The 21,027-nt window shown below is 64.0% G+C and carries 26 protein-coding genes; 16 read left to right on the top strand and 10 right to left on the bottom strand.

Annotated elements, in window-relative coordinates; all coding sequences use genetic code 11:
* Positions 1 to 7 precede the first annotated feature (7 nt).
* The 3 genes from G0P99_RS20960 to G0P99_RS20970 are packed head-to-tail and all read right to left on the bottom strand — an operon-like array spanning position 8 to position 2,171.
* On the bottom strand, positions 8 to 436 hold the full coding sequence (locus G0P99_RS20960) for a VOC family protein (protein WP_164132432.1): 429 nt from the start codon (positions 434 to 436) through the stop codon (positions 8 to 10).
* Positions 436 to 1,428, bottom strand: a complete 993-nt coding sequence (locus tag G0P99_RS20965) for a carboxylesterase (RefSeq protein ID WP_164132433.1) — start codon at positions 1,426 to 1,428, stop codon at positions 436 to 438. The genes G0P99_RS20960 and G0P99_RS20965 overlap by 1 nt, the downstream gene beginning before the upstream one ends.
* Positions 1,428 to 2,171, bottom strand: a complete 744-nt coding sequence (locus G0P99_RS20970) for an alpha/beta fold hydrolase (RefSeq protein WP_164132434.1) — start codon at positions 2,169 to 2,171, stop codon at positions 1,428 to 1,430. Before G0P99_RS20970 ends, G0P99_RS20965 begins: the two co-directional genes overlap by 1 nt.
* 114 nt (positions 2,172 to 2,285) lie before the next feature.
* Between G0P99_RS20970 and G0P99_RS20975 the strand changes: the two genes are divergently transcribed.
* From G0P99_RS20975 to G0P99_RS21005, 7 genes are all read left to right on the top strand, one after another.
* Positions 2,286 to 3,029, top strand: a complete 744-nt coding sequence (locus G0P99_RS20975) for a metalloregulator ArsR/SmtB family transcription factor (protein ID WP_164132435.1) — start codon at positions 2,286 to 2,288, stop codon at positions 3,027 to 3,029.
* Entirely contained in the window at positions 3,029 to 3,439 is a 411-nt protein-coding gene (locus G0P99_RS20980; protein WP_239059893.1) for an MAPEG family protein, read from the top strand. The genes G0P99_RS20975 and G0P99_RS20980 overlap by 1 nt, the downstream gene beginning before the upstream one ends.
* 158 nt (positions 3,440 to 3,597) lie before the next feature.
* Positions 3,598 to 5,544 (top strand): threonine--tRNA ligase, encoded by a 1,947-nt coding sequence (thrS, locus tag G0P99_RS20985; protein WP_164132437.1) that lies wholly within the window; start codon positions 3,598 to 3,600, stop codon positions 5,542 to 5,544.
* A gap of 221 nt (positions 5,545 to 5,765) precedes the next feature.
* On the top strand, positions 5,766 to 6,071 hold the full coding sequence (locus tag G0P99_RS20990; protein WP_164132438.1) for a DUF2282 domain-containing protein: 306 nt from the start codon (positions 5,766 to 5,768) through the stop codon (positions 6,069 to 6,071).
* A gap of 81 nt (positions 6,072 to 6,152) precedes the next feature.
* Positions 6,153 to 7,010 carry a DUF692 family multinuclear iron-containing protein gene (locus G0P99_RS20995; RefSeq protein ID WP_164132439.1) on the top strand — a complete coding sequence of 286 codons (858 nt, stop codon included), beginning with the start codon at positions 6,153 to 6,155 and terminating at the stop codon, positions 7,008 to 7,010.
* Entirely contained in the window at positions 7,007 to 7,789 is a 783-nt protein-coding gene (locus tag G0P99_RS21000; protein WP_164132440.1) for a DNA-binding domain-containing protein, read from the top strand. Before G0P99_RS20995 ends, G0P99_RS21000 begins: the two co-directional genes overlap by 4 nt.
* Complete coding sequence (locus G0P99_RS21005; RefSeq protein WP_164132441.1) at positions 7,764 to 8,330, top strand: DoxX family protein; 567 nt, start codon at positions 7,764 to 7,766, stop codon at positions 8,328 to 8,330. Before G0P99_RS21000 ends, G0P99_RS21005 begins: the two co-directional genes overlap by 26 nt.
* A gap of 40 nt (positions 8,331 to 8,370) precedes the next feature.
* Here the strand turns inward: G0P99_RS21005 and G0P99_RS21010 are convergent, their stop codons facing one another.
* Complete coding sequence (locus tag G0P99_RS21010; protein ID WP_164132442.1) at positions 8,371 to 8,739, bottom strand: hypothetical protein; 369 nt, start codon at positions 8,737 to 8,739, stop codon at positions 8,371 to 8,373.
* A 44-nt stretch (positions 8,740 to 8,783) separates the two neighbouring features.
* The gene (locus G0P99_RS21015; protein WP_164132443.1) at positions 8,784 to 9,101 is read right to left on the bottom strand and encodes an arsenate reductase family protein; all 318 of its coding nucleotides are present in this window, start codon (positions 9,099 to 9,101) and stop codon (positions 8,784 to 8,786) included.
* A 215-nt stretch (positions 9,102 to 9,316) separates the two neighbouring features.
* On the opposite strand from G0P99_RS21015, the gene G0P99_RS21020 reads away from it, so the two are divergent.
* Positions 9,317 to 9,523, top strand: coding sequence for a cold-shock protein (locus G0P99_RS21020; RefSeq protein WP_164132444.1), 207 nt, complete (start codon positions 9,317 to 9,319; stop codon positions 9,521 to 9,523).
* Positions 9,524 to 9,624: 101 nt separating this feature from the next.
* Here the strand turns inward: G0P99_RS21020 and thyX are convergent, their stop codons facing one another.
* Complete coding sequence (thyX, locus tag G0P99_RS21025; RefSeq protein WP_164132445.1) at positions 9,625 to 10,536, bottom strand: FAD-dependent thymidylate synthase; 912 nt, start codon at positions 10,534 to 10,536, stop codon at positions 9,625 to 9,627.
* A 199-nt stretch (positions 10,537 to 10,735) separates the two neighbouring features.
* Between thyX and G0P99_RS21030 the strand changes: the two genes are divergently transcribed.
* The 5 genes from G0P99_RS21030 to G0P99_RS21050 all read left to right on the top strand — a co-directional run bounded on the left by G0P99_RS21030 (position 10,736) and on the right by G0P99_RS21050 (position 15,092).
* On the top strand, positions 10,736 to 11,794 hold the full coding sequence (locus tag G0P99_RS21030; protein WP_164132446.1) for a hypothetical protein: 1,059 nt from the start codon (positions 10,736 to 10,738) through the stop codon (positions 11,792 to 11,794).
* Positions 11,795 to 11,802: 8 nt separating this feature from the next.
* The gene (locus G0P99_RS21035; RefSeq protein ID WP_164132447.1) at positions 11,803 to 13,191 is read left to right on the top strand and encodes a surface lipoprotein assembly modifier; all 1,389 of its coding nucleotides are present in this window, start codon (positions 11,803 to 11,805) and stop codon (positions 13,189 to 13,191) included.
* Positions 13,192 to 13,258: 67 nt separating this feature from the next.
* On the top strand, positions 13,259 to 13,687 hold the full coding sequence (locus G0P99_RS21040; RefSeq protein ID WP_164132448.1) for a VOC family protein: 429 nt from the start codon (positions 13,259 to 13,261) through the stop codon (positions 13,685 to 13,687).
* Positions 13,684 to 14,388, top strand: a complete 705-nt coding sequence (locus G0P99_RS21045) for a DUF1194 domain-containing protein (RefSeq protein ID WP_370462862.1) — start codon at positions 13,684 to 13,686, stop codon at positions 14,386 to 14,388. Before G0P99_RS21040 ends, G0P99_RS21045 begins: the two co-directional genes overlap by 4 nt.
* Positions 14,385 to 15,092 (top strand): DUF1194 domain-containing protein, encoded by a 708-nt coding sequence (locus G0P99_RS21050; protein WP_164132449.1) that lies wholly within the window; start codon positions 14,385 to 14,387, stop codon positions 15,090 to 15,092. Before G0P99_RS21045 ends, G0P99_RS21050 begins: the two co-directional genes overlap by 4 nt.
* 111 nt (positions 15,093 to 15,203) lie before the next feature.
* On the opposite strand, the gene G0P99_RS21055 is transcribed toward G0P99_RS21050, so the two are convergent.
* The 3 genes from G0P99_RS21055 to G0P99_RS21065 form a co-directional block, all read right to left on the bottom strand.
* Positions 15,204 to 15,701, bottom strand: a complete 498-nt coding sequence (locus tag G0P99_RS21055) for a MarR family winged helix-turn-helix transcriptional regulator (RefSeq protein ID WP_370462863.1) — start codon at positions 15,699 to 15,701, stop codon at positions 15,204 to 15,206.
* 77 nt (positions 15,702 to 15,778) lie between these two features.
* Positions 15,779 to 16,036 carry a succinate dehydrogenase assembly factor 2 gene (locus G0P99_RS21060; RefSeq protein WP_164132450.1) on the bottom strand — a complete coding sequence of 86 codons (258 nt, stop codon included), beginning with the start codon at positions 16,034 to 16,036 and terminating at the stop codon, positions 15,779 to 15,781.
* Positions 16,033 to 16,425 carry a helix-turn-helix transcriptional regulator gene (locus G0P99_RS21065; protein WP_164132451.1) on the bottom strand — a complete coding sequence of 131 codons (393 nt, stop codon included), beginning with the start codon at positions 16,423 to 16,425 and terminating at the stop codon, positions 16,033 to 16,035. Before G0P99_RS21065 ends, G0P99_RS21060 begins: the two co-directional genes overlap by 4 nt.
* 91 nt (positions 16,426 to 16,516) lie before the next feature.
* On the opposite strand from G0P99_RS21065, the gene G0P99_RS21070 reads away from it, so the two are divergent.
* From G0P99_RS21070 to G0P99_RS21080, 3 genes are all read left to right on the top strand, one after another.
* Positions 16,517 to 17,719 carry a pyridoxal phosphate-dependent aminotransferase gene (locus G0P99_RS21070; RefSeq protein WP_164132452.1) on the top strand — a complete coding sequence of 401 codons (1,203 nt, stop codon included), beginning with the start codon at positions 16,517 to 16,519 and terminating at the stop codon, positions 17,717 to 17,719.
* A 25-nt stretch (positions 17,720 to 17,744) separates the two neighbouring features.
* A complete protein-coding gene (locus G0P99_RS21075; protein ID WP_164132453.1) occupies positions 17,745 to 18,146 on the top strand; it encodes a hypothetical protein in 402 nt (133 codons plus the stop codon).
* A 67-nt stretch (positions 18,147 to 18,213) separates the two neighbouring features.
* Positions 18,214 to 19,584: a dipeptidase gene (locus G0P99_RS21080; protein WP_164132454.1), complete on the top strand. Its 1,371-nt coding sequence runs from the start codon at positions 18,214 to 18,216 to the stop codon at positions 19,582 to 19,584.
* An 86-nt stretch (positions 19,585 to 19,670) separates the two neighbouring features.
* Here the strand turns inward: G0P99_RS21080 and G0P99_RS21085 are convergent, their stop codons facing one another.
* Positions 19,671 to 21,023, bottom strand: coding sequence for an MATE family efflux transporter (locus tag G0P99_RS21085; protein ID WP_203583190.1), 1,353 nt, complete (start codon positions 21,021 to 21,023; stop codon positions 19,671 to 19,673).
* Positions 21,024 to 21,027: the final 4 nt, after the last annotated feature.

Raw genomic sequence — 21,027 nt, forward strand, 5'->3', positions numbered from 1 at the left:
CGGCGCATCAACCGTACCCGTTCCAGCGAAACTCGCCATTGGGTCCCAGCGCCGAAAACGGGTTATGGGCGATCTCCCAGATGCTGCCATCCGGCGCGCGGAAGTAGCCGTGATAGCCGCCCCAAAACACCTCGGACGCAGGTTTGAGGATCTCGGCCCCCGCCGCTTGCGCCCGGTCGAGCAGCGCATCGACCGTTTCCCGGTCGCGGCAATTGTGGCTCAGCGTCATTGCCCCCTGCCCCAGCGCGCCCACCGGCAGGCCGATATCTTTGGCCAACGCGTCCAGCGGGTAAAGGCCCAGCACCTGCCCGATCAGGTCAAAGGCGATCACCCCGTCCGGGGTCTCGACCCGGCGCCATCCCAGCGCCTCGTAAAAAGATGCCGCCGCCTCGATATCCTCGGCGCCGACGGTGATCAGGCTCACCCGCTGGTCCATCACTCTATTCCCTGTTCCCGCAGCCAGGCGAGCATGCCCGCGACCGCGATATCGGTCTGCCCCGGCGACATGATATCGCCCGCGATCACATGCGAGGACGGGTCGTCGCCCGGCCCCATGGTGACAGTGCGCATCTCGGCCGGTCCGCCCCAGCGCTTGGCGACCTCGCCCGTCAGATCGGGGCGCACCACCTTGTCGTCGGGCGAAAACCAGAACAGGGCCGGCACCCGGGCCTGCCCGAAATCAAGCGCCATCACCGTCTTGACCAAAGCCGCCATCGGCACCAGCGCCGACCAGCTGTAACGGGTGGTCCAATAGGTGTTTTTCTCCGGATCGGGGCTGCTGGCATCCCGCTCGCCGCCCATGACCGAGGGCAACCAATAGCGCGCGCCCGGCAGGGTCGGAACAAAGGCCAGCGGATCGTTCACTCCGAAATTGGGCGAGACAAGGATCATCGCAGCCACATCAGCCGACATGCCGGGGTCAAGCGCCGCCGCCGCCGCCAGAGTGCCGCCGGTCGAGGTGGACAGGACGATCACCTTTTCACCAACCGCCCGGCCCGCCGCCAGCGCCTCGGCCGCGTCTCTCATCCAGCCGGACGCCGTGCCTTCGGTCATTGCCGCGCTGCCGCGCCCATGCCCCTGCAACCGGGTATAGACCAGATTGGCGCCCAGCGCCTGGGCGATGCGGTCGGGCACCGGGCGGATTTCCTCCGAGGTGGCCGAGAACCCGTGCAGGTAGACCAGCGCATAGGGCGTCCTCCGCTCGTACCCGTCGGGTGCCCAGATCACGCGTTTCGCCACGCCCGGGGTGATATCGGCAAAGCGGGATTCGATGCTCTCGAAATAGACCTGCACGCCCTCGCCGAACTTGCGCGGGTCGAACCCGGCCTTCAGATCGACGTTTTCATAGGGGCCGAACCACCAGGCCAGCCCCCCCGCCAGCGCAAGCACCGCAAGAGCACGCCCCAGAAACTTTCCAAACCGCCGCATCAGCCACCCCCCCGGACGTCGATCACGGCATCCTCGATGATCTTCAGACAGGTCTCGTCCGAGAACCGGTGATCGGCGTCCTTGACCAGCAACAACCGCATGTCAGGCCCCGTCGCCTGTTGCAAAAGCCGCACCGCAGTATCGACCGACACCGCCGTATCGGCGGTGCCTTGCAGGAAACGCACCGGAAACGGCAGGTGCAGCGGCGCGCGCAGCACCAGGTGGTTCCGCCCGTCCTCGATCATGCGGCGGGTAACGATATAGGGTTCCATATAGTCCGAGGGCAGCTCTACCCGGCCCTCGGCGGCCAGCTGCGCCCTTTGGCCCGCGTCAAACCCGGCCCACCAGCCATCTTCGGTGAAATCCGGCGCGGCGGCAACGGTGACCATGCCCGCGATCCGCCCGGGCCGCGCCCGCGCCAGCAACAGCGCCTGCCAGCCCCCCATCGACGAGCCGACCACGATCAGCGGTCCGTCGGTCAGGGTATCGACAACAGCCAGCGTATCCTCGTGCCAATCCCCGATCGCGCCTTCGTCGAATATGCCTGAGCTTTCGCCATGCCCGGAGTAATCGAACCGCAGAAACGCATGCCCCCGCGCCCGCGCCCAGGCCTCCAGATGCACCGCCTTTGTGCCCTCCATATCCGATTTCAACCCGCCCAGAAACACAATGCAGGGGCCGTCGCCCGGGGTGAGGTGATAGGCGAGGCTGCGCCCCTGGTCGGTTGTCAGAGTGTCGCTCACCGGGCTTTTCCTTTGCTGGTCGTTTTCCCGAGCCTCCAATGCTTTGGCGGCAGGTGCAAGAGCCATTACGTTACCATATTGTCACGTGACTATAGAATCACATATACTGATTCCATGGACACGCTCTTCAAAGCTCTCAACGACCCCGCCCGCCGCGCCATTCTGGACCAGTTGCGCCAGAAGGACGGGCAAAGCCTGAGCGAGCTGGAAAGCAAGTTCGACATGACCCGGTTCGGGGTCATGAAACACCTCAAGCTGCTGGAGGAGGCGCATCTGGTCCTCACCCGGCGCGAGGGGCGGTTCAAATACCATTACCTCAACCCCCTGCCCTTGCAGGACATGATCAACCGCTGGGTGGCGCCCTTCCTGCAACCGCAGGCACAGGGGCTGGCCGCGCTGAAAGACAAATTGGAAACGGAGAACAGAATGGGAAAGCCCGATTTCATGATGCAGACATTCATCCGCTGCACGCAGGACGCGCTCTGGGCGGCGCTGACCGAGACCGAACAGATGGCGGCCTATCACTTCCTCTGCAACGAGGTGCGCGGTGCCGTCTCGCCCGGCGAGACGGTCGAATTCATCACCCCAGCCGGGGGCGCCATGCTGCGACAGGTAACCCGGCGGCTGGACCCGAAATCGCGCATCGAGATGAGTTTCGAGCCGCTTTTCATGGGACCGGGTGCCATGGCCTCTGAAATGGTCTATCTGATCGAGCCGCAGGGCGAGATCTGCAAGCTGACCATCGAGCACTACAACCTTGCCGCCGGGCAAGAGGGCATCGGCGAAGGCTGGGCGCGACTGGCCGCCTCGCTCAAGAGTTATCTGGAGACCGGAACCGCGTTGAAAGGGGCCGCATGATGGAGAGCTTTCCCACCGAACTGGGCATCCTCACCTGCCTGATGATCCTCGCTGCCTCGCTCTGGATACCCTACGTCGTCGGCATCGCAACCGACCCCTCGCACGAAGAGGCCTTCGCCCGGCCCGCGCAGATCTCCAATCTGCGCCCCTGGGTACAGCGCGCCCACCGGGCACATCTGAACCTGTTGGAACAGGCGATGCCCTTTGCGGTACTGGTGCTGATCCTGGCGCTGATGAACGGGTTCTCGACGCTGACCTACTGGACTGCGATCGCCTTCTTCTGGATCCGGGTGCTGCACGCGGCGGGCATGATCTCGGGCTATGCCCGGATGCCACTGCGCCCGATCCTGTTCAGCGCGGGATGGGTATGCACCCTGCTGATGGCCTATGCCATCTTTGCCGCGCGCTAAGCGTGTGGCCTACCCAAAGTTTCACGAAACTTTGGGTACAGACTTTCAGTGAAAGTCTGCTGCCTTGACTTCGTCTGCGGCCCCTGCCAAATCGGGCGGACACCATAACCCGCAACCGGGCGTTCAGTGGGCGCCAAACCGACGAGGAGCCGCCAGCCATGGCCCAGATCTCTCTCACCTTTCCCGATGGCAATGCACGATCCTATGACGCAGGTGTCACGCCCGCGCAGGTCGCCGCCGACATCTCCACCTCGCTGGCGAAAAAGGCCATCTCGGCCACTGTCGACGGCAAGCATTGGGACCTGCAATGGCCGATCGCGGGTGACGCGCAGATTGCCATTCACACCATGGCCGACGAGGCGCAGGCCAACGAGCTGGTCCGCCACGATCTGGCCCATATCATGGCCCGCGCTGTGCAGGAGATCTGGCCCGCCACCAAGGTCACCATCGGCCCCGTCATCGAGAACGGCTGGTATTACGACTTCGACCGCGCCGAACCCTTCACCCCCGAAGATCTCGGCCTGATCGAGAAAAAGATGAAGGAAATCATCAACAAGCGCGAGCCCGTGACCACCGAGGTCTGGGAACGCACGCGTGCGATCGAATTCTACAAGGCTAATAACGAACCCTACAAGGTCGAGCTGATCGAGGCCATTCCCGGCACCGAGCCGATCCGTATGTACTGGCACGGCCACTGGCAGGACCTCTGCCGTGGCCCGCACCTGCAACACACCGGCCAGGTCCCCGGCGACGCGTTCAAGCTGATGTCCATCGCGGGCGCCTATTGGCGCGGCGACAGCAATCGCCCGATGCTGCAACGCATCTACGGCGTGGCCTTTACCGGCAAGGAAAAGCTGAAAGCCCACCTGCACATGCTGGAAGAGGCCGCCAAGCGCGACCACCGCAAGCTGGGCCGCGAGATGGACCTGTTCCACATGCAGGAAGAGGCCCCAGGCCAGGTGTTCTGGCACCCCAACGGCTGGACGATCTATACCGAGTTGCAGGACTATATGCGTCGCCAGCAGCGCAAGGGCGGCTATGTCGAGGTGAACACGCCCCAGGTCGTCGACCGCAAGCTGTGGGAGCGCTCGGGCCATTGGGAAAAATACCAGGAGAACATGTTCATCGTCGAAGTGGACGAGGAACACGCCCGCGAAAAGGCGGTCAATGCGCTCAAGCCGATGAACTGCCCCTGCCACGTGGAAATCTTCAAGGTCGGGCTGAAATCCTATCGCGACCTGCCACTCCGGATGGCCGAGTTCGGCTCGTGCAACCGCTACGAGCCCTCGGGCGCGCTGCATGGCATCATGCGGGTGCGCGGGTTTACCCAGGATGATGCGCATATCTTCTCGACCGAAGAGCAGATCGAGGCCGAAACAGCGGAATTCATCCGTTTCCTCAGCGCGATCTACAAGGACCTCGGTTTCGAAAGCTTCAAGGTCAAGTTCTCGGACCGGCCCGACACCCGCGCCGGGTCCGACGCGGTCTGGGACAAGGCCGAAAGCGCCCTCTTGTCTGCCACCCGCGCCGCCGGGATCGAACCCGAACTCAATCCGGGCGAAGGCGCCTTCTATGGGCCGAAACTGGAATTTGTGCTGACGGACGCCATCGGGCGCGACTGGCAATGCGGCACCTTCCAGGTCGATTTCGTGCTGCCCGAGCGGCTGGACGCCACCTATATCGGCGCCGACGGGGCCAAGCATCGCCCGGTCATGCTGCACCGCGCGACGCTGGGCTCGTTCGAGCGGTTCATCGGCATCCTGATCGAGGAACACGCGGGCAAGCTGCCCTTCTGGCTGGCCCCGCGCCAGGTGGTGGTCGCCTCGATCACCTCGGAGGCGGATGACTATGTGAATCAGGTGGTGGCCGAACTGCGCGCCGCAGGCGTCCGGGCCGAGGCCGACACCCGCAACGAAAAGATCAACTACAAGGTTCGCGAACATTCGGTGGGCAAGGTGCCGGTGATCCTTGCCGTCGGTCAGCGCGAAGTCGAGGAACGCACCGTCAGCGTCCGTCGCCTGGGCGAAAAGGAAACCCGCGTGCAGCCGCTCGCGGATGTTACAAAAGAGCTGGCGCGCGCCGCGACACCGCCCGACCTGCTGTAACAATTCTCACAAAAGACGTGCAGGCCAGCCTCCTCACCGGGGGCTGGCCTGTAACATTTCGGGGGGTTGTCAAAAGAATCCCTTTGTTTACGGCGTGACTTGCCCAAGAATTCTGACAGGAATGTGAGACACGGGGTCGTGAATTCAAACACGCATCCACCCACACTACCTTTGACTTGTCCAAGACGAAAACATCACACGATCATGAAGGGATGAACGAGATGTCGAACACCACGAAGACCCTGGCCATCGCGGGCGCCGTAGCTGCCGCGCTTTCCGCAGCCACTGTCACCACTGCCAGCGCCCAGGCCAAGGAAAAGTGCTATGGCGTATCGCTGGCCGGCAAGAACGACTGCGCCGCAGGCCCCGGCACCACCTGCGCCGGCACTTCGACCGTGGATTACCAGGGCAACGCCTGGACACTGGTTGACGCTGGCACCTGTGCTACCATCGAACTGCCCGCACAGGCCGATGGCTCGGCACGCAAGGGCTCGCTCGAAGCGCTGACCCGCGACCTGCCCGCATAAGACCCAACACCTTCAGGGGGCGGGCCGCCCACCGGCCCGCCCCTTTTCCTACCCCGCCGGGATTGCCGAAAGGACGATGTCATGCTGGATGCTTCTCGCGCCCCGAACGGCCTGCCGTCCGTACCCGGCGTCGGCTACAAGCCACAGCATTTCGCCGAGATCCTCGATGCGCCCGGTCCGGTCGGCTGGCTGGAAATCCATGCCGAGAACTACATGGGCGACGGCGGCCGCCCGCTGGCGCAGCTGCGCCATCTGTCCGAGCGGTTCCCGATCTCGGTGCATGGCGTCGGCCTGTCCATCGGTGGCGCGGGTCCGCTCGACCCTGATCACCTGGCCCGGCTGAAACACCTCGTAAGCTGGCTGAACCCGGCCAGTTTCTCGGAACATCTGGCCTGGTCCACCCATGACAGCCATTTTCTCAATGACTTGCTGCCGCTGCCCTATACCGATGCCACCCTGATCCGCCTCTGCGATCACATCGACCAGGTGCAGGACGTGGTTGGCCGCCGGATGCTGCTGGAAAACCCCTCCTCCTACCTCGCCTTTGCCGAAAGCACCTGGTCCGAGCCCGATTTCCTGCGCGAAATCTCCCGGCGCACCGGCTGCGGATTGCTCCTCGACGTCAACAACGTCTTTGTCTCGGCCACCAATCTCGATTTCTCGCCACAGGGCTATATCGACGCCTATCCGCTGGAACACGTGGGCGAAATTCACCTGGGCGGCCATGACGAGGATCATGACGACCACGGTCGCCCGCTCTTGATCGACAGCCACGGGCGCGAGGTGGTGGACCCGGTCTGGTCCCTGCTCGATTTCGTGCTCGACCGATCAGGCCCGAAACCGATCCTGATCGAGTGGGACACCGACGTGCCCGACTGGCCCGTTCTGCGGGCCGAGGCCGCGCGCGCCCAAACCGCGCTGGAGCGCTTACCGGCATGACCGTGACACAGGATGATTTCCATGCCGCTCTGCTCGATCCGGGCCGAGCGATCCCGGAGGGTCTGTGCGACGCCGACGCGCATCCGGCAGGCCGCCGGTTCAACGTCTACCGCAACAATGTCGCTGTGTCGCTGACCGAGGCGATGCACCAGGCCTTTCCGGTCATCGCCAAGCTGCTGGGCGCGCAGAACATGGACGGGCTCGCGGGACTCTTCCTTCGGCGCCATCCGCCGTCGACGCCGCTGATGATGTTCTACGGCGAGGCGTTTCCCGACTTCCTCGCCGGGATGGAACAGCTGTCGCACCTGGGTTACCTGCCCGATGTGGCGCGGCTCGAACTGGCGATACGCCAGTCCTACCATGCCGCCGACAGCACCCCGCTCGACCCAAAGGCGCTGTCCATCGACCCCGAGGCGCTGATGTCCGCGCGGCTGGACTTCGCCCCGGCCATGCGGCTGATCCGGTCGCCCTGGCCGATTCATGCGATCTGGCGGTTCAATACCGAGGACGGCGCGCCGAAGCCGCAACCGGGCGGTCAGGATGTGTTGATCACCCGGCCCGAATACGACCCGATCCCACAGCCGCTGCCCCCCGGCGGCGGCGACTGGATCGAAGCCCTGCAAGCCGGTGCGACCATCGGCGCGGCCTATGAAGCCGCCGCCGAAACGACACCCGATTTCGACCTGGGCGCCACATTGGCCCTGCTCCTCCAGGGGGGCGCCCTCACCTCACTCACAGAGGAAGGACAAGAGCATGAACCCACTCGTCTCGATCCATGACAAGGTCTTTGGCCTTGTCGAAACCGCCGGAACCTGGCTCTTGCCGCTGCTGGCCCGGTTCACCTTTGCCGCCGTGCTGCTGATCTATTACTGGAACTCGGGCCTGACCAAGCTCGGCGATGGCATCCTTGGCCTGTTTAGCCCCTCGATCGGCGCCTACAGCCAGATCTTTCCCAAACAGCTGGAGGCGGTCGGCTATGACGTTTCGCAACTGGGCCTGTACCACTGGGCCGTGGTCATGGCGGGTACCTATGCCGAGTTCATCCTGCCGCCGCTGATCGTGATCGGCCTGTTCACCCGGCTGGCCGCCCTCGGCATGATCGGCTTTGTGGTGGTGCAGTCGCTGACCGATGTCTACGGCCATGGCGCCACCGATCTGGCCACGCTGGGCGCCTGGTTCGACAACCAGTCCGGCAGCGTGATCATGGACCAGCGCCTGTTCTGGGTTTTCACCCTTGGTATCCTGGTGATCCGGGGCGCGGGCGCCCTGTCGGTCGACGCGCTGCTGCGCAACCGCGCCCAAAGCACCGCCATGGCCTGACCCGCAAGGATCGGCCCGCGCATTGCGGGCCCTTCCCTGCTCAGAAATGCGCCTTTTCCTCGTCCGGCTTGCCGGCTGCCACCGCCAGAACACCGGCCACCCCGGCAAAGGCGATGGGGAACATCGTGAACACGTTGAAGCCAAAGGCATGGTACATGCCCGCCGCCGAGATCAGCAGCAGCACACCGCCCCACAGCGCCCGCGCCCGCGCCATCGCCCCGCCCGCAATCGCCAGCATCGGCGCGATGACCGAAGTCATCTGCACCAGATCGGTATTGGCCACCTGTTCGGCCACGCCCTCGATCTCGCCGAAATACTCCACCGCCTCGACATAGCCAAAGCTGACAAAGCCGACGAGCATACCGATCAAACCGGCAATGATACCAAGGACAAGCGCCGCATTGCGCATTGGGTGACCTCCAATTCAGATACCGGGTTCACATAGGCCCCCATTCAGTCCACGCCAAGGGCGCGCCGGGTGTCAGGGGTCCAACCCAGGTAAAATTCCCCCCCGGCCTCGATCAGCGGCCGCTTCATCAACGCCGGGTGCCCGGCGATCAGGTCCAGCGGGTCGCGCGCCCGCTCTGCCTCGTCCAGCCCCCGCCATGTGGTCGAACGGGTGTTGAGCAGCGCTGCGCCGAATTCCGCCCATGCGCGTGCCAGAACCTCCTTGCCGATCCCATCGTCGCGAACATCGACCAGACGCGCATTCGGCAATGCTTTCAGAGCCTTGCGGCACGTGTCACAGTTCTTCAACCCGTAGATCAGCATGAAACCTCCATCCTTTCCGCCCAAATATCGTGCAAAATGAACCGGGCACAGTCCCTTTTTCTTGATTTTTGGCGGCACCGTGCAATCTTGAGGCCGGATCCGGTGTTTACCACCCTCTGACCCGGCACAAGGGGAAGAGCCCGGTCGCCACCGGCCACCCGCCCATGGCCCCGCATATTCGGGGACGATTTGAATGTCAGAAGGAGACACGGGACATGCCTACCGGCACCGTGAAATGGTTTAACGCAACTAAAGGTTATGGGTTTATTGCCCCCGACGGCGGCGGCAAGGATGTTTTTGTCCACATTTCGGCTGTCGAGCGGTCCGGTTTGACCGGTCTGGCCGACAATCAGAAAGTGTCGTTCGAGTTGCAAGACGGCCGCGACGGCCGTCAGATGGCCGCAGACATCAAGCCGTTGTAAATCCACGGCAGAATCACGTCAGGGGTTCGGCGGCCAGCGGCCGCCGGCCTGTTTTTATGTCCTGAAACCCGGCTGGACCGTGTCAACCGGTCGCTCCGCTATCACGACCGGCCGATGACGTCCTGGAACTCGCGCCATTCGCGCGCCGACAGGCCCGAGTTCTCCTGCGTGACCGTTTCCCCCGCCAGCATCCGGCGCAGGCTGTCGACCATCTGCGCCGACAGGTTTACCGCGCCCAGCCGGTAATCCTCGAACGCCTTGTAGGCGAACGGCACCCAGTCGGCGACGATCCGGCACATGGTTTCGGCATAGACCCGGATCTCGTACTGGGCATGCGCGTCGGCACGCAGCCGCAGGAAATGGAACAGGTTGTGCAGGTCCACCTTCCAGTACCACTGAGTATAGATACTCGCAGGCAGGTTCATCCGCGCCAGTTCGCGCGCCAGCCCCTGCTGGCCCTCCTGCCCGATCATCGCCTCGTAATTATCATAGCAGCGGGCGCTGTCGGCCTTGAGGATCTCCAGAACCCGCGCCGCCTCGGCGCCTTCCAGCGTGTCGCCACGCCCCTGATTGTTGACCGCAGATTGCGCCGCCACATGTTCCGGCGCCGGGATATAGAACTCGCGGTCCAGGATCGAATAGCGCGCCGAATATTCGTTCACATTCGCGGTCCGGTGCCGGATCCACTGCCGCGCGACAAACACCGGCAGCTTCACATGCAGCTTGATTTCACACATCTCGAACGGGGTCGAATGCCAGTGCCGCATCAGATAGCGGATCAGCCCCTCGTCGTTCTGCACCGATTTGGTGCCCTTGCCATAGCTGACCCGCGCCGCCTGGCAGATCGCCGCATCGTCGCCCATATAGTCGATCACCCGAACAAAGCCATGGTCCAGCACCGGGTGCGCGGTATAGAGATGCTCTTCCATGCCCGGCGAAACCACTCGCCGCGTCGTCGCTGTCTGCGCCCGCTGGGCATCGATCTCGGCCAATTGCTCAGGCGATAGCGGCATCGGGGGTCCTTTCACTAGATGAGTCGCCACAATACTATATCTTGCATTATTAGCCACCGAAACCGCGACATAAGGTATGGCTTTTTGGGCACCCTCTGGGGACAAACCCAAGCCCTGCACTCGAACCATTTGACTTTCCACAACCAAAGCCAGACTATGACTGAAAAATCTCTCTAACAAAGAGCAGAGGCAGGCAGTGATGAGACCCTATTTCGTTGCACTGGCAACGTTCGTTGCGTTGTCCGCATGTGGCGGATCGGATGCAGTTTTCGGAACAGACGACGGCACCGATACCGGATCAGGCAGCGGCAGCGGCGGCGGTACGGATACCGGCAATCCAATCAACAGCGATCGCACGGTACCGCCCGGCACCGCATCGCCCTCGCCTGCCGTCGCCATCTTCCGGTCCGAACCGACCAGCACCGACGGAACCTATGACGGCAACGGTTTCGCTCGCGACATCAGCTATAATTCCGCCAACGACACCTTCACGGTGGACAATCTCGGCTTTGATGGCGACAACACCTATTCCCGCGGCACCGCCGTCAGCAGCCTCGGGCCCTTCGCCGTGTACGAGGCGGACGCCCAATACCTTGACAGCTTCGATGGCACCCCGATCAACCAGTTCACCCACCGGGCCATCTACGGCGTGTCCACCTCGGGCAATACTCAATTCGCCATCGTCCGCACGGGCGCCTATGCCGGCTATGGCTTCGGCGGTTTCATCTACCAGCGCGACAATAACGTGACCTTGCCAACCACCGGTCAGGCAGAGTTCAACGGAAAGATCTCCGGCTTGCGCGACTACAACGGGGCGGCCCGCCTTGAATACACCACAGGCGATATCGAGATCGCCATCGACTTTGACGATTTCAATGATTCCACCGGCACGCGCGGCGACGCGGTCCGCGGCGTCATCAGCAATCGCCGCATCTATGACATCGACGGCAATGAAGTGACGTCAGACGTGCTGGCCCGCGTGAACGCTAAAAACAACATCACGCTGTCCAGCATTCCGGCCGCGACCTTTGCCGTAGGCCCGGGCGTCATGGACGATAACGGCGAAATCATCGGCACCCTGCAAAGCTACTATGTCGACTCGAACGGCCAGACACAGACCTTCGAGGAAGGCAATTACTACGCCATCGTGTCCGGCGCCAATGTCGACGAAATCGTCGGCGTGGTCGTGCTGGAATCTACCAAGGATTCGATAGCGTCTACCGTTCGCGAGACCAGCGGCTTCATCGTCTACAACTGAGGCGCATCATGCCGGTCCGCCTCAGGACATTGCTGACCGCCCTGCCCGCGGCCTTGATGCTGCTGGCAGGGTCGCCCGCGACCAGCGAACAGCTGACCGCCGATCAGCTGCGCGCAACCGCGCATCAGGCCCTGCGCGTCGGCGCACCCGAGCGGGCCTATGCCTTTTCCCGGGCCCTGCTGCACCGCGATCCGAACGACCGGCAGGCGCTCCTGATCCATTCCAGCGCGGCTCGCACCTTGGGCCGGTTCGACGAGGCGAAATCGGCCGCGAAATCGGCCTGGGCGCTGTCCACCACCGACGATCAGAAATTCGCCAGCTCCATGCTGATGGCACAGGCCCTGTCCTCTGCCGGGCAACGCACCATGGCGCAATGGTGGCTGCGGCGGGCCGTGGAACATGCGCCCAACGACGACATGACCCGCATTGCGATCCGCGATTTCAAATATGTCCGCGCCCGCAACCCATGGCTGACGCGGCTGTCGTTCTCCATCACCCCGGACAGCAACATCAACAATGGCTCGTCGCAAAGATCCTCTTTCCTGAACTATCGCCTGTCCGAGGCGATTTATGGCCAGCCGGTGGAATACCAGCTGGGCGGCACCGCCCTGGCGCTGTCCGGTGTCGAATACTCGCTTGGCCTGACCACGCGCTACCGGTTCCGCGAAACCCCGACCCGCGCCCATGACCTGATCTTCACCACCGATCTGCGCGCCTATACGCTCTCGTCCGAGGCAAAGACCCTCGCCCCCACCGCCAAAGCCAGCGATTTCGCCTTTGCCTCGTACACGCTGGGCTACGGCCAGCGCGGCATGAACTTCGACCGCCGCGGCGAATACCGGTTCGTCGTCGACCTGGGGCAGAGCTGGTATGGCGGCGACGAATACGCACGCTTCGCCCGGCTCAGCCTGGGCCAGACCTATCAGCTCAAACAAGGCCGCCAGATCAACGCCCGGATCGCCGGGGAGCGCCAGTGGGGCGTGACCCGCAGCGACCAGGACACCGTACGCGCCGATCTGTCCTATACCCTGCCCCTGGGCGGCGGAACCATCCTGTGGACCAACCTGACCGGCGCCGTCGCCACTTCGAGCGTGGCCGCCGACGAATTCACCGAGCTTGGCCTGCGCGCGCAGCTGGTGTTTGCCAAACCGGTATTCGGCGCCACCGCGCAACTGGGCCTCTGGGCGCGCAACCGCGACTACGACGTGTCGCCGCACAGCCGGAATGGACGGCAAGAGGACAAGATCGAGGCTGATTTCACTCTTATCTTCAATGAGATAGACTATTACGGCTTTAACCCGACCATGCGGATTTCCGCCTCGCGCACCGACAGCAACATCGCGCTTTATGACGCCAAGCGGTTTGGCGTGAACTTTGGCATTCAGTCGGCCTTCTGATCGCGCTCTCGACATCGCCGCTCACTGCGCTAGGCTCCGACCCGGAACAATCTGAGGATGGCACGCGATGGCGCTGAAATATCTCCATGTCATGGTCCGGGTGAAGGATCTTGAAAAATCCATGGCCTTTTACGAACTGCTCGGCCTGCGCGAAATCCGCCGCTATGAAAGCGAGCAGGGCCGGTTCACCCTGGTCTATCTGGCCGCGCCGGGGCAGGACGAGACGCCGCTGGAACTGACCTACAACTGGGATGGCGACGAGGGGCTGCCTTCGGACAGCCGTCATTTCGGCCACCTCGCCTATGGTGTCGACAACATCTACGAGACGTGCGCCATGCTGCAAGAGAACGGGGTCACTATCAACCGGCCGCCACGAGACGGGCGCATGGCCTTTGTCCGCTCGCCAGACAACATCTCGATCGAGCTGTTGCAGAACGGCGAGGCGCTGGCGCCGGCAGAACCCTGGGCCAGCATGGAAAGCACCGGCCACTGGTGACCGGGGCCGGGCGGGCGGCGCTGTGCGCCGCGATCCTGCCGTGGTTTCCGGGTGCGGCGGCGGCATCCGACTGCCGGCTCGCGCTGGCGCTGGCGCTTGATGTCTCGCGCTCGGTCGACGCGCGCGAACACGCGCTTCAACGCGGCGGCCTGATCGCCGCGCTCCGCGCCCCCCAGGTGCGCCGCGCCTTTTTTGCCGTACCCCTGCCCGTGGCGTTGGCGGTCTATGAATGGAGCGGTCCGGCAGAGCAGCACCTGTTGCTGGACTGGACCCTGATCCGGGCGCCCGGAGATCTGGACGGGGTGGCAGACCGGCTCGCCCGCGCCCCCCGCAACGGCACCGAGGCGCCCACCGCCATGGGGCAGGCCCTGCTCTATGGCGCGGCGCTGATGGCGCGCGGCCCGGACTGCCTGTTTCGCACCATCGACATCTCGGGCGATGGCGAGAACAACGAAGGCCCGGGTCCGCAAGATGTCTATGCCCTGCCGGATTTCGCCGCAATTACGGTCAATGGCCTGCCGATCAATGGCGCGGAATACGAGACCGAGATCCAGCTCATTCCCTGGTTCCTGGACAATGTGCGCAACGGTCCCGGTGCTTTTATCGAGGTGGCCCAGGGGTTTGCAGATTTCGAACGCGCCATGACCGCCAAGCTCGAACGCGAGCTGTCAGGCCTCGTGATCGGCGCGGTCGTCCCATGATCCGGCTGTTCGCCCTTCTTCTCTACCTCAGCGCCGCGCCGCTTCACGCCGCCTGCCGGCAAGCCCTCGCCCTTGGGCTCGACGTATCCGGCTCGGTCGACGCCACCGAATACCGCCTGCAACTCGACGGGCTGGCGGCGGCGCTCCTGGCGCCCGAGGTGCAGCAAAGGCTCCTGGCCATGCCCTCGGCGCCGCTGCGGCTCGCGGTCTTTGAATGGAGCGAGCCGGGGCATCAGCGCCTGATCCTCGCCTGGCGCGAGATCCGCACCGCCGCGGATATCGCCGCGATCGCCGCCCAGCTCAGCCAAACCCGCCGCGCCCCCGCGCCACCCGGCACCGCCATCGGCCCCGCCATGGCGCATGGCGCGGCTTTGCTGGGGCAACAGACGGAATGCTGGAAACGTACGCTCGATCTGTCGGGCGATGGCAAACACAACATGGGTCCGCACCCCCGCGACATGCGCGCGGCCCTGTCACACAGGGGGATCACCATCAATGGTCTGGTGATCGGGGCCGACAGCACCACCGCAACCGACCGCCGCCAGGTGCAGATCGGTGAATTGTCCGCCTATTACCGCGCCTGGGTGCTGACCGGACCCGATGCCTTTGTCGAGGTTGCCCTGGGATACGACGACTATCAGCGCGCGATGGAACGCAAACTGCTGCGCGAACTCGAAGGGCTGGTCCTGTCCGCCCTGCCCTGAGCCCGCGCAACCGCGCCCCGTCCCCGGCGGCACCTGGTACAACAAACGCCCCTTACCGGGGCGGCACCTGCCACGCCTGCCCCGGCCAGCTCGCCCCTTCGGTATAGCCGCTCAATAGATGTAGCGGATCTGGTCGGTCCAATAGCGTTCAACCCGCTTCAACGCGCTGGTGATCTCCATCACCCCTTCGGGCCCCAGCACGCCGCGCCCCTGCAACCCCTCGGCATGGCGCTGGAACAGATCGGTGACCACATCCCTGATGTCGCGCCCCTTCTGGGTCAGCCGCACCCGCACCGAGCGCCTGTCGATCTCGCAGCGCTGATGATGCATATAGCCCATGTCGACCAGCTTCTTCAGGTTATAGCTCACGTTGCTGCCCTGATAGTAGCCGCGGCTCTTCAACTCGCCCGCCGTCACCTCGTTGTCGCCGATATTGAACAACAACAGCGCCTGCACGGCGTTGATCTCCAGCACGCCGACCCGCTCGAACTCATCCTTGATCACGTCCAGCAGCAACCGGTGCAGACGCTCGACCAGCGACAGTGCCTCCAGATAGCCCGACATAAAGCTTTTGCCGCCGGCCGTCGCAACCTGCATTTCCATACTCATCCGTCTCTCCGACTCGCCCATGCCTGCAAGACACTCTGGGCAGAAAAGCCAAAGATTCAGTTAAGTCGGAATCTGTGTTATTTTTGAAACGTTTGCGAGATATCCTGGATCAGATCGCCAAACCGCTCAGGCGCCGGGACCTGCCCGGTGACCCATTGGTACAGGTCCTGGTCGTTTTCGTGCAGCAGCGCGTCATAGAGATCCAGCGCCGCGACATCCATACCGGCCAGATTACGTTCGGCATAGGCCGACAGGATCAGGTCCATTTCCTTGATCCCGCGTCGCATCGACCGCATCTGCATCCGCTTGATGCGGTTTTCCCGGGTTTCGTTCACGCGTCAACCTCCATCCTCCGGCGCACCGCCTTTTCCAGCTTGGCCACCCGCCCGGCCGAGGCCTGCAACTGCGTGCGCAGCTCGCGCAGCTCCGACAGCCACGTCGCCATATCGCGGTTGCTGTCGTCTTCCCCGTCGGTCATCTCCGTCCCCTGGCCTTCGCCAGTGATCAGCCACATGATCGACACGTTCAGCATTCCCGCCACCATTTGCAAGCGGTTGGCGCGCGGTTCGGACAAATCCTCTTCCCAGCTCGCGATAGTCGACTTTTTCACCCCCAGCCTGCGGGCCAGTTGCGCCTGTGTCATGTCCGCCGCTTCGCGCGCTGCCGCCAGGCGGTCGCCAAAGGTTGCCGAGTCCTGTCCGTAATAGTCGGTCATGTCGCTCATCGTCCTGGTCCTTCCGGGTCTGCATACGGCTTGATCGCCGCTCGGGCGCACCCTATGACAGTCGCGCCCAACATTCAAACCGAGGCCGCCCATGAGTTTCCTGTCTGCGACATTGTCCCGCGTCAAACCCTCGCCCACCGTCGCGATGACCGCCAAGGCGGCCGAGCTCAAGGCCGCAGGCCGCGACATCATCGGCCTCAGCGCGGGCGAGCCCGATTTCGACACCCCGCAGAACATCAAGGACGCCGCCGTCGCCGCCATCGCCGCAGGCAAGACCAAATACACCGCCCCCGACGGCATCATCGAGCTGAAACAGGCGGTCTGCGCCAAGATGAAACGTGACCACGGGCTGGAATACACGCCCGCGCAGGTCTCGGTCGGCACGGGCGGTAAACAGACGCTCTACAACGCCTTCATGGCGACGCTCAATCCGGGAGACGAGGTGATCATCCCCGCGCCCTACTGGGTCAGCTACCCCGACATGGTGCTGCTGGCGGGTGGCACGCCCGTGGTGGTCGAAACCTCGCTCGACACGCGGTTCAAGCTGACCGCCGAACAGCTGGAATCGGCGATCACGCCCAACACCAAATGGTTCATCTTCAACTCGCCCTCGAACCCCACCGGCGCGGGCTACAGCCGGGCCGAGCTCAAGGCCCTGACCGACGTATTGATGCGGCACCCGCATGTCTGGGTGATGACCGACGACATGTACGAACATCTGGCCTACGACGGGTTCGAATTCTGCACCCCCGCGCAGGTCGAACCGGGGCTCTACCCCCGCACGCTCACCTGCAATGGCGTGTCCAAGGCCTATGCCATGACCGGCTGGCGCATCGGCTATGCCGCGGGTCCGGTGGAACTGATCACCGCCATGCGCAAAGTCCAGTCGCAGTCTACCTCGAATCCCTGCACCATCAGCCAATGGGCGGCGGTCGAGGCGCTCAATGGCACGCAAGAATTCCTGGCCCCGAACGCCGAGCTGTTCAAACGCCGCCGCGACCTGGTGATCTCGATGCTGAACGCGGTCGACGGCATCGACTGCCCGACGCCCGAGGGCGCCTTCTATGTCTATCCCTCGATCGCCGGGCTGATTGGCAAGACGACCCCCGCCGGCACCCTGATCGACAGTGATGAAACCTTCTGCACCGCCCTGCTGGAAGAGGCCGACGTGGCCGTCGTCTTTGGCGCCGCCTTCGGGCTTTCGCCGAACTTCCGGGTCAGCTACGCTGCCTCGGACGCGGCCCTGACCGAGGCCTGCACCCGCATCCAGCGCTTCTGCGCGTCGTTGGTCTGAACGGTAAACGAAGGAGAGGCCGCGCATGGGCGCCGAGCTGCCAGACTATTACTTCCGGATCCGCGAGAATGGCGCCTTTGTCTTTCGCGTGGACACCGAGAACCGCCAGCGCCGGATTGAAATGGACCAGATCGCCATGGTCAACATCAAGAATGGCGAGGTGAAACCCCATGGCGGCCGCGACCTCACGCCCGAGGACATGAAGGCCATCAAGCGCTGGATGACTGAACGGACCGAGCTGCTGGCCCGCCGCGACATCGACGATATCCTGCGGGCGGTGGACTACCTCAACCTGACGACCCACTGGGTTCAGTCCAAGGCCAGCGACGCGCAACTGGAAGAGGTCACCGACTCGCTGCTTCTGGCCATGCACGATCTGCGCTCCGTCCTGGTGCGCAAGAAGGCCGACCGCCTGACCAAGGGCTAAGCCCGGCCCTTGCCAGCCCCCACGATTGCCGTACTGTCCCCACAAGGCTTGTTGGAGGAGACAGGACATGGGCTGGCAGGACTATCTCGACACAAACCAAACCCGCTTCGAGCAGGAGCTTCTGGATTTCGTCGCCATCCCCTCGGTCTCGGCCAAGCCCGACCATATGCCGGATGTCGAGCGCGCCGCCCAATGGGTCGCCGCGCGCCTGGACAAGGCGGGGATCGAGAACACCGCGGTTCTGCCCACCACTGGCCACCCGGCGGTTTACGGCGACTGGCTGCATGCCGGGGCGGACAAGCCCACGGTGCTGATCTACGGCCATTTCGACGTGCAGCCTGCCGAGCCCTTCGACCTCTGGCTGAGCCCGCCCTTCCAGCCCGAGATCCGCGACGGCCGCGTCTGGGGACGCGGCGCCTCGGACGACAAGGGCGGCATGTTCATCCCCATCCTCGCCACCGAGGCGCTGCTCGCCACCACCGGCCGCCTGCCCGTCAACGTCAAGTTCCTGTTCGAAGGGCAGGAGGAAATCGGCTCGCCCGACATGCCGCCCTTCATCGCCGCCCAGGCGCGACGGCTCTCCTGCGACATGATCTTTTCCGCCGACGGCCTGCAATGGACAGCGGACGAGGCGCAGCTGGTGATGGGGCTCAAGGGGCTGGTCGGCGTCGAGCTGATCGTCGAGGGCGCGCAGGCGGATCAGCATTCCGGCCTGCACGGCGGCGGCATCAACAACCCGCTGATGGCGCTCAGCCAGATCCTCGCCTCGATGAAGGACGCACAGACCGGCCGGATCACCATCGACGGCTTCTATGACGATGTGGTCGAGCTGACGGTGGAAGACAAAGAGGACATCGCCCGCGTCCCCTTTGACGAGGCAGAGTATTGCGCCGAACTGGGCGTGACAGAGGCGTTTGGCGAGGAAGGCTACACCGTGCGCGAACGGCTCTGGGCCCGGCCCACGCTGGAGCTGAACGGGCTGACCGGCGGCTACCAGGGCGCTGGCAGCAAGACGGTCCTGCCCGCCCGCGCCAGCGCCAAGATCACCTGCCGTCTGGTCGCCAACCAGCGCCCAGAGCGCATCGCCGAGCTGATCGCCGCTCATGTCGCGGCCCACACACCGCCCGGTGTGACGGCCCGCATCGAGCATCTGGCGGGCGATGCCGACCCCTTTCTCGTGCCCCGCGGCCATAATGCCACCCAGGCGGCGGGCGAGGTGCTGCGCGAGGTCTATGGCGCCGATCCCTATGTCACCCGCGTCGGCGGCTCGATCCCGATCATGACGCTGTTCCTGCGCGCGCTTGGCGTGCACGGGGTCATGTTCGGCTTTTCCATCGCCGATGAGAATCTGCACGCCCCCAACGAGTTCTTCCGCCTGGAGAATTTCCGCCGCGGCCAGACCGCCTATTGCCGCCTGCTGGAACGGCTGGGCCGGTAGCGCAACCAGAATTTTGAAAAAATTCTGTACCAGAAAATTTTGAATTTTCTGGACCATTTTCTTTCCAAGAAAATGGGTGCCCGAACCTAGGCCACCGCCTTGATCGACCGGCCCCAGAACCGCGCCATCAGCAGAATCCCGGCAAAAAACAACCCCAGCACCAACCCGGCCCAGACACCGATGCCCTCCCATCCCAGGAGAAACCCCAGGCCGTAAGAGGCCGGTATGCCCACGACCCAATAGCTGACCGCCGCCATCACCATCGGCACGGTGGTGTCCTGCACCCCGCGCAACAGGCCCAGCGCCATTACCTGCGCACCATCGACAAGCTGGAACAGCGCCGCCATCGCCAAAAGTCCCGTCCCGATGGCCAGGATCTGGGGCCGGTTCGGATCGTCCGGCTCCATGAAGAGCGAGATCAGCGGTTCGGCACAGGTCAGAAACAGCGTGATCGTGACCAGCGACATCATCAGCGACATCGCGATCACCACCTTGCCGCCCCGCGCCATATGCTCCCTGTCACGTCGGCCATAGGCATTGCCCGCCCGGATCGTCGCCGCGTTAGACAGGCCCAGATGCACCATGAACGTGGCCGCGGCCAGCTGGATCGCGATTCCATGCGCGGCCAGCGGCACCGCGCCAAGCCAGCCCATCATCACGGCGGAAGCGGAAAACAGGCTAACCTCGGCCAGGTTCGTGAGCGCAATCGGCACACCCAGGCGCACCACCCGGCGGAACATCTCGGTATCCGGCCGCCAAAACCGCCGGAACAGCGTATGTTGCGGCAGCACCCACAGCGCATAGGCCACCACCGCCACCAGCGACACCATCTGGGTGCAGATCGAGGCAATCGCCGCCCCGGTGATCCCCAGTTCCGGCGCGCCCCAGTTGCCGAAGATCAGCGCATAATTCGCCCCCGCATTGACAAGGACCGCCAGGACCGTGATCCAGAACACGACCTGCGTCCGCTCCAGCGCCGCGAGGTAGGATTTCAGCACCATCACCATCAGCGCCGGGATCATGCCCCAACCCGCGACCTGCAAGTATTCCGCCGCCATGGCGGCGATCGCGGTCTCCTGCCCCAGCGCCAGCAGGATCGGCTGCGACCAGATCAGCAGAGGCATCGCCAGCGTGGCAAAGATAAGCGAGGCCCAAAGCCCCATCCGCGTCGCCCGGCGGATGCTGGTCTCGTCCCGCTCGGCCGCCGCCGCCGCCACCATCGGCATCACCGCCCAGCCAAAGCCCGCCCCCATCAGGAACAGCACGAAGAAATAGCTGTGGCCCAGCGTCACCGCCGCCAGCGCCTCGACCCCGTACCAGCCCAGCATGACCGTGTCGGTCAGGCCAATGGCAAATTGCGCCAGGTGCCCGCCGATCAACGGCAGGCCCAGAACGGCAATCGCGCGAGCATGGCCGCCATATGTCATCATCTGGGTCATCCGA

This window comes from Ruegeria sp. PrR005, assembly GCF_010500245.1.
GTDB classification, from domain to species: Bacteria; Pseudomonadota; Alphaproteobacteria; order Rhodobacterales; family Rhodobacteraceae; genus Ruegeria_B; species Ruegeria_B marisflavi.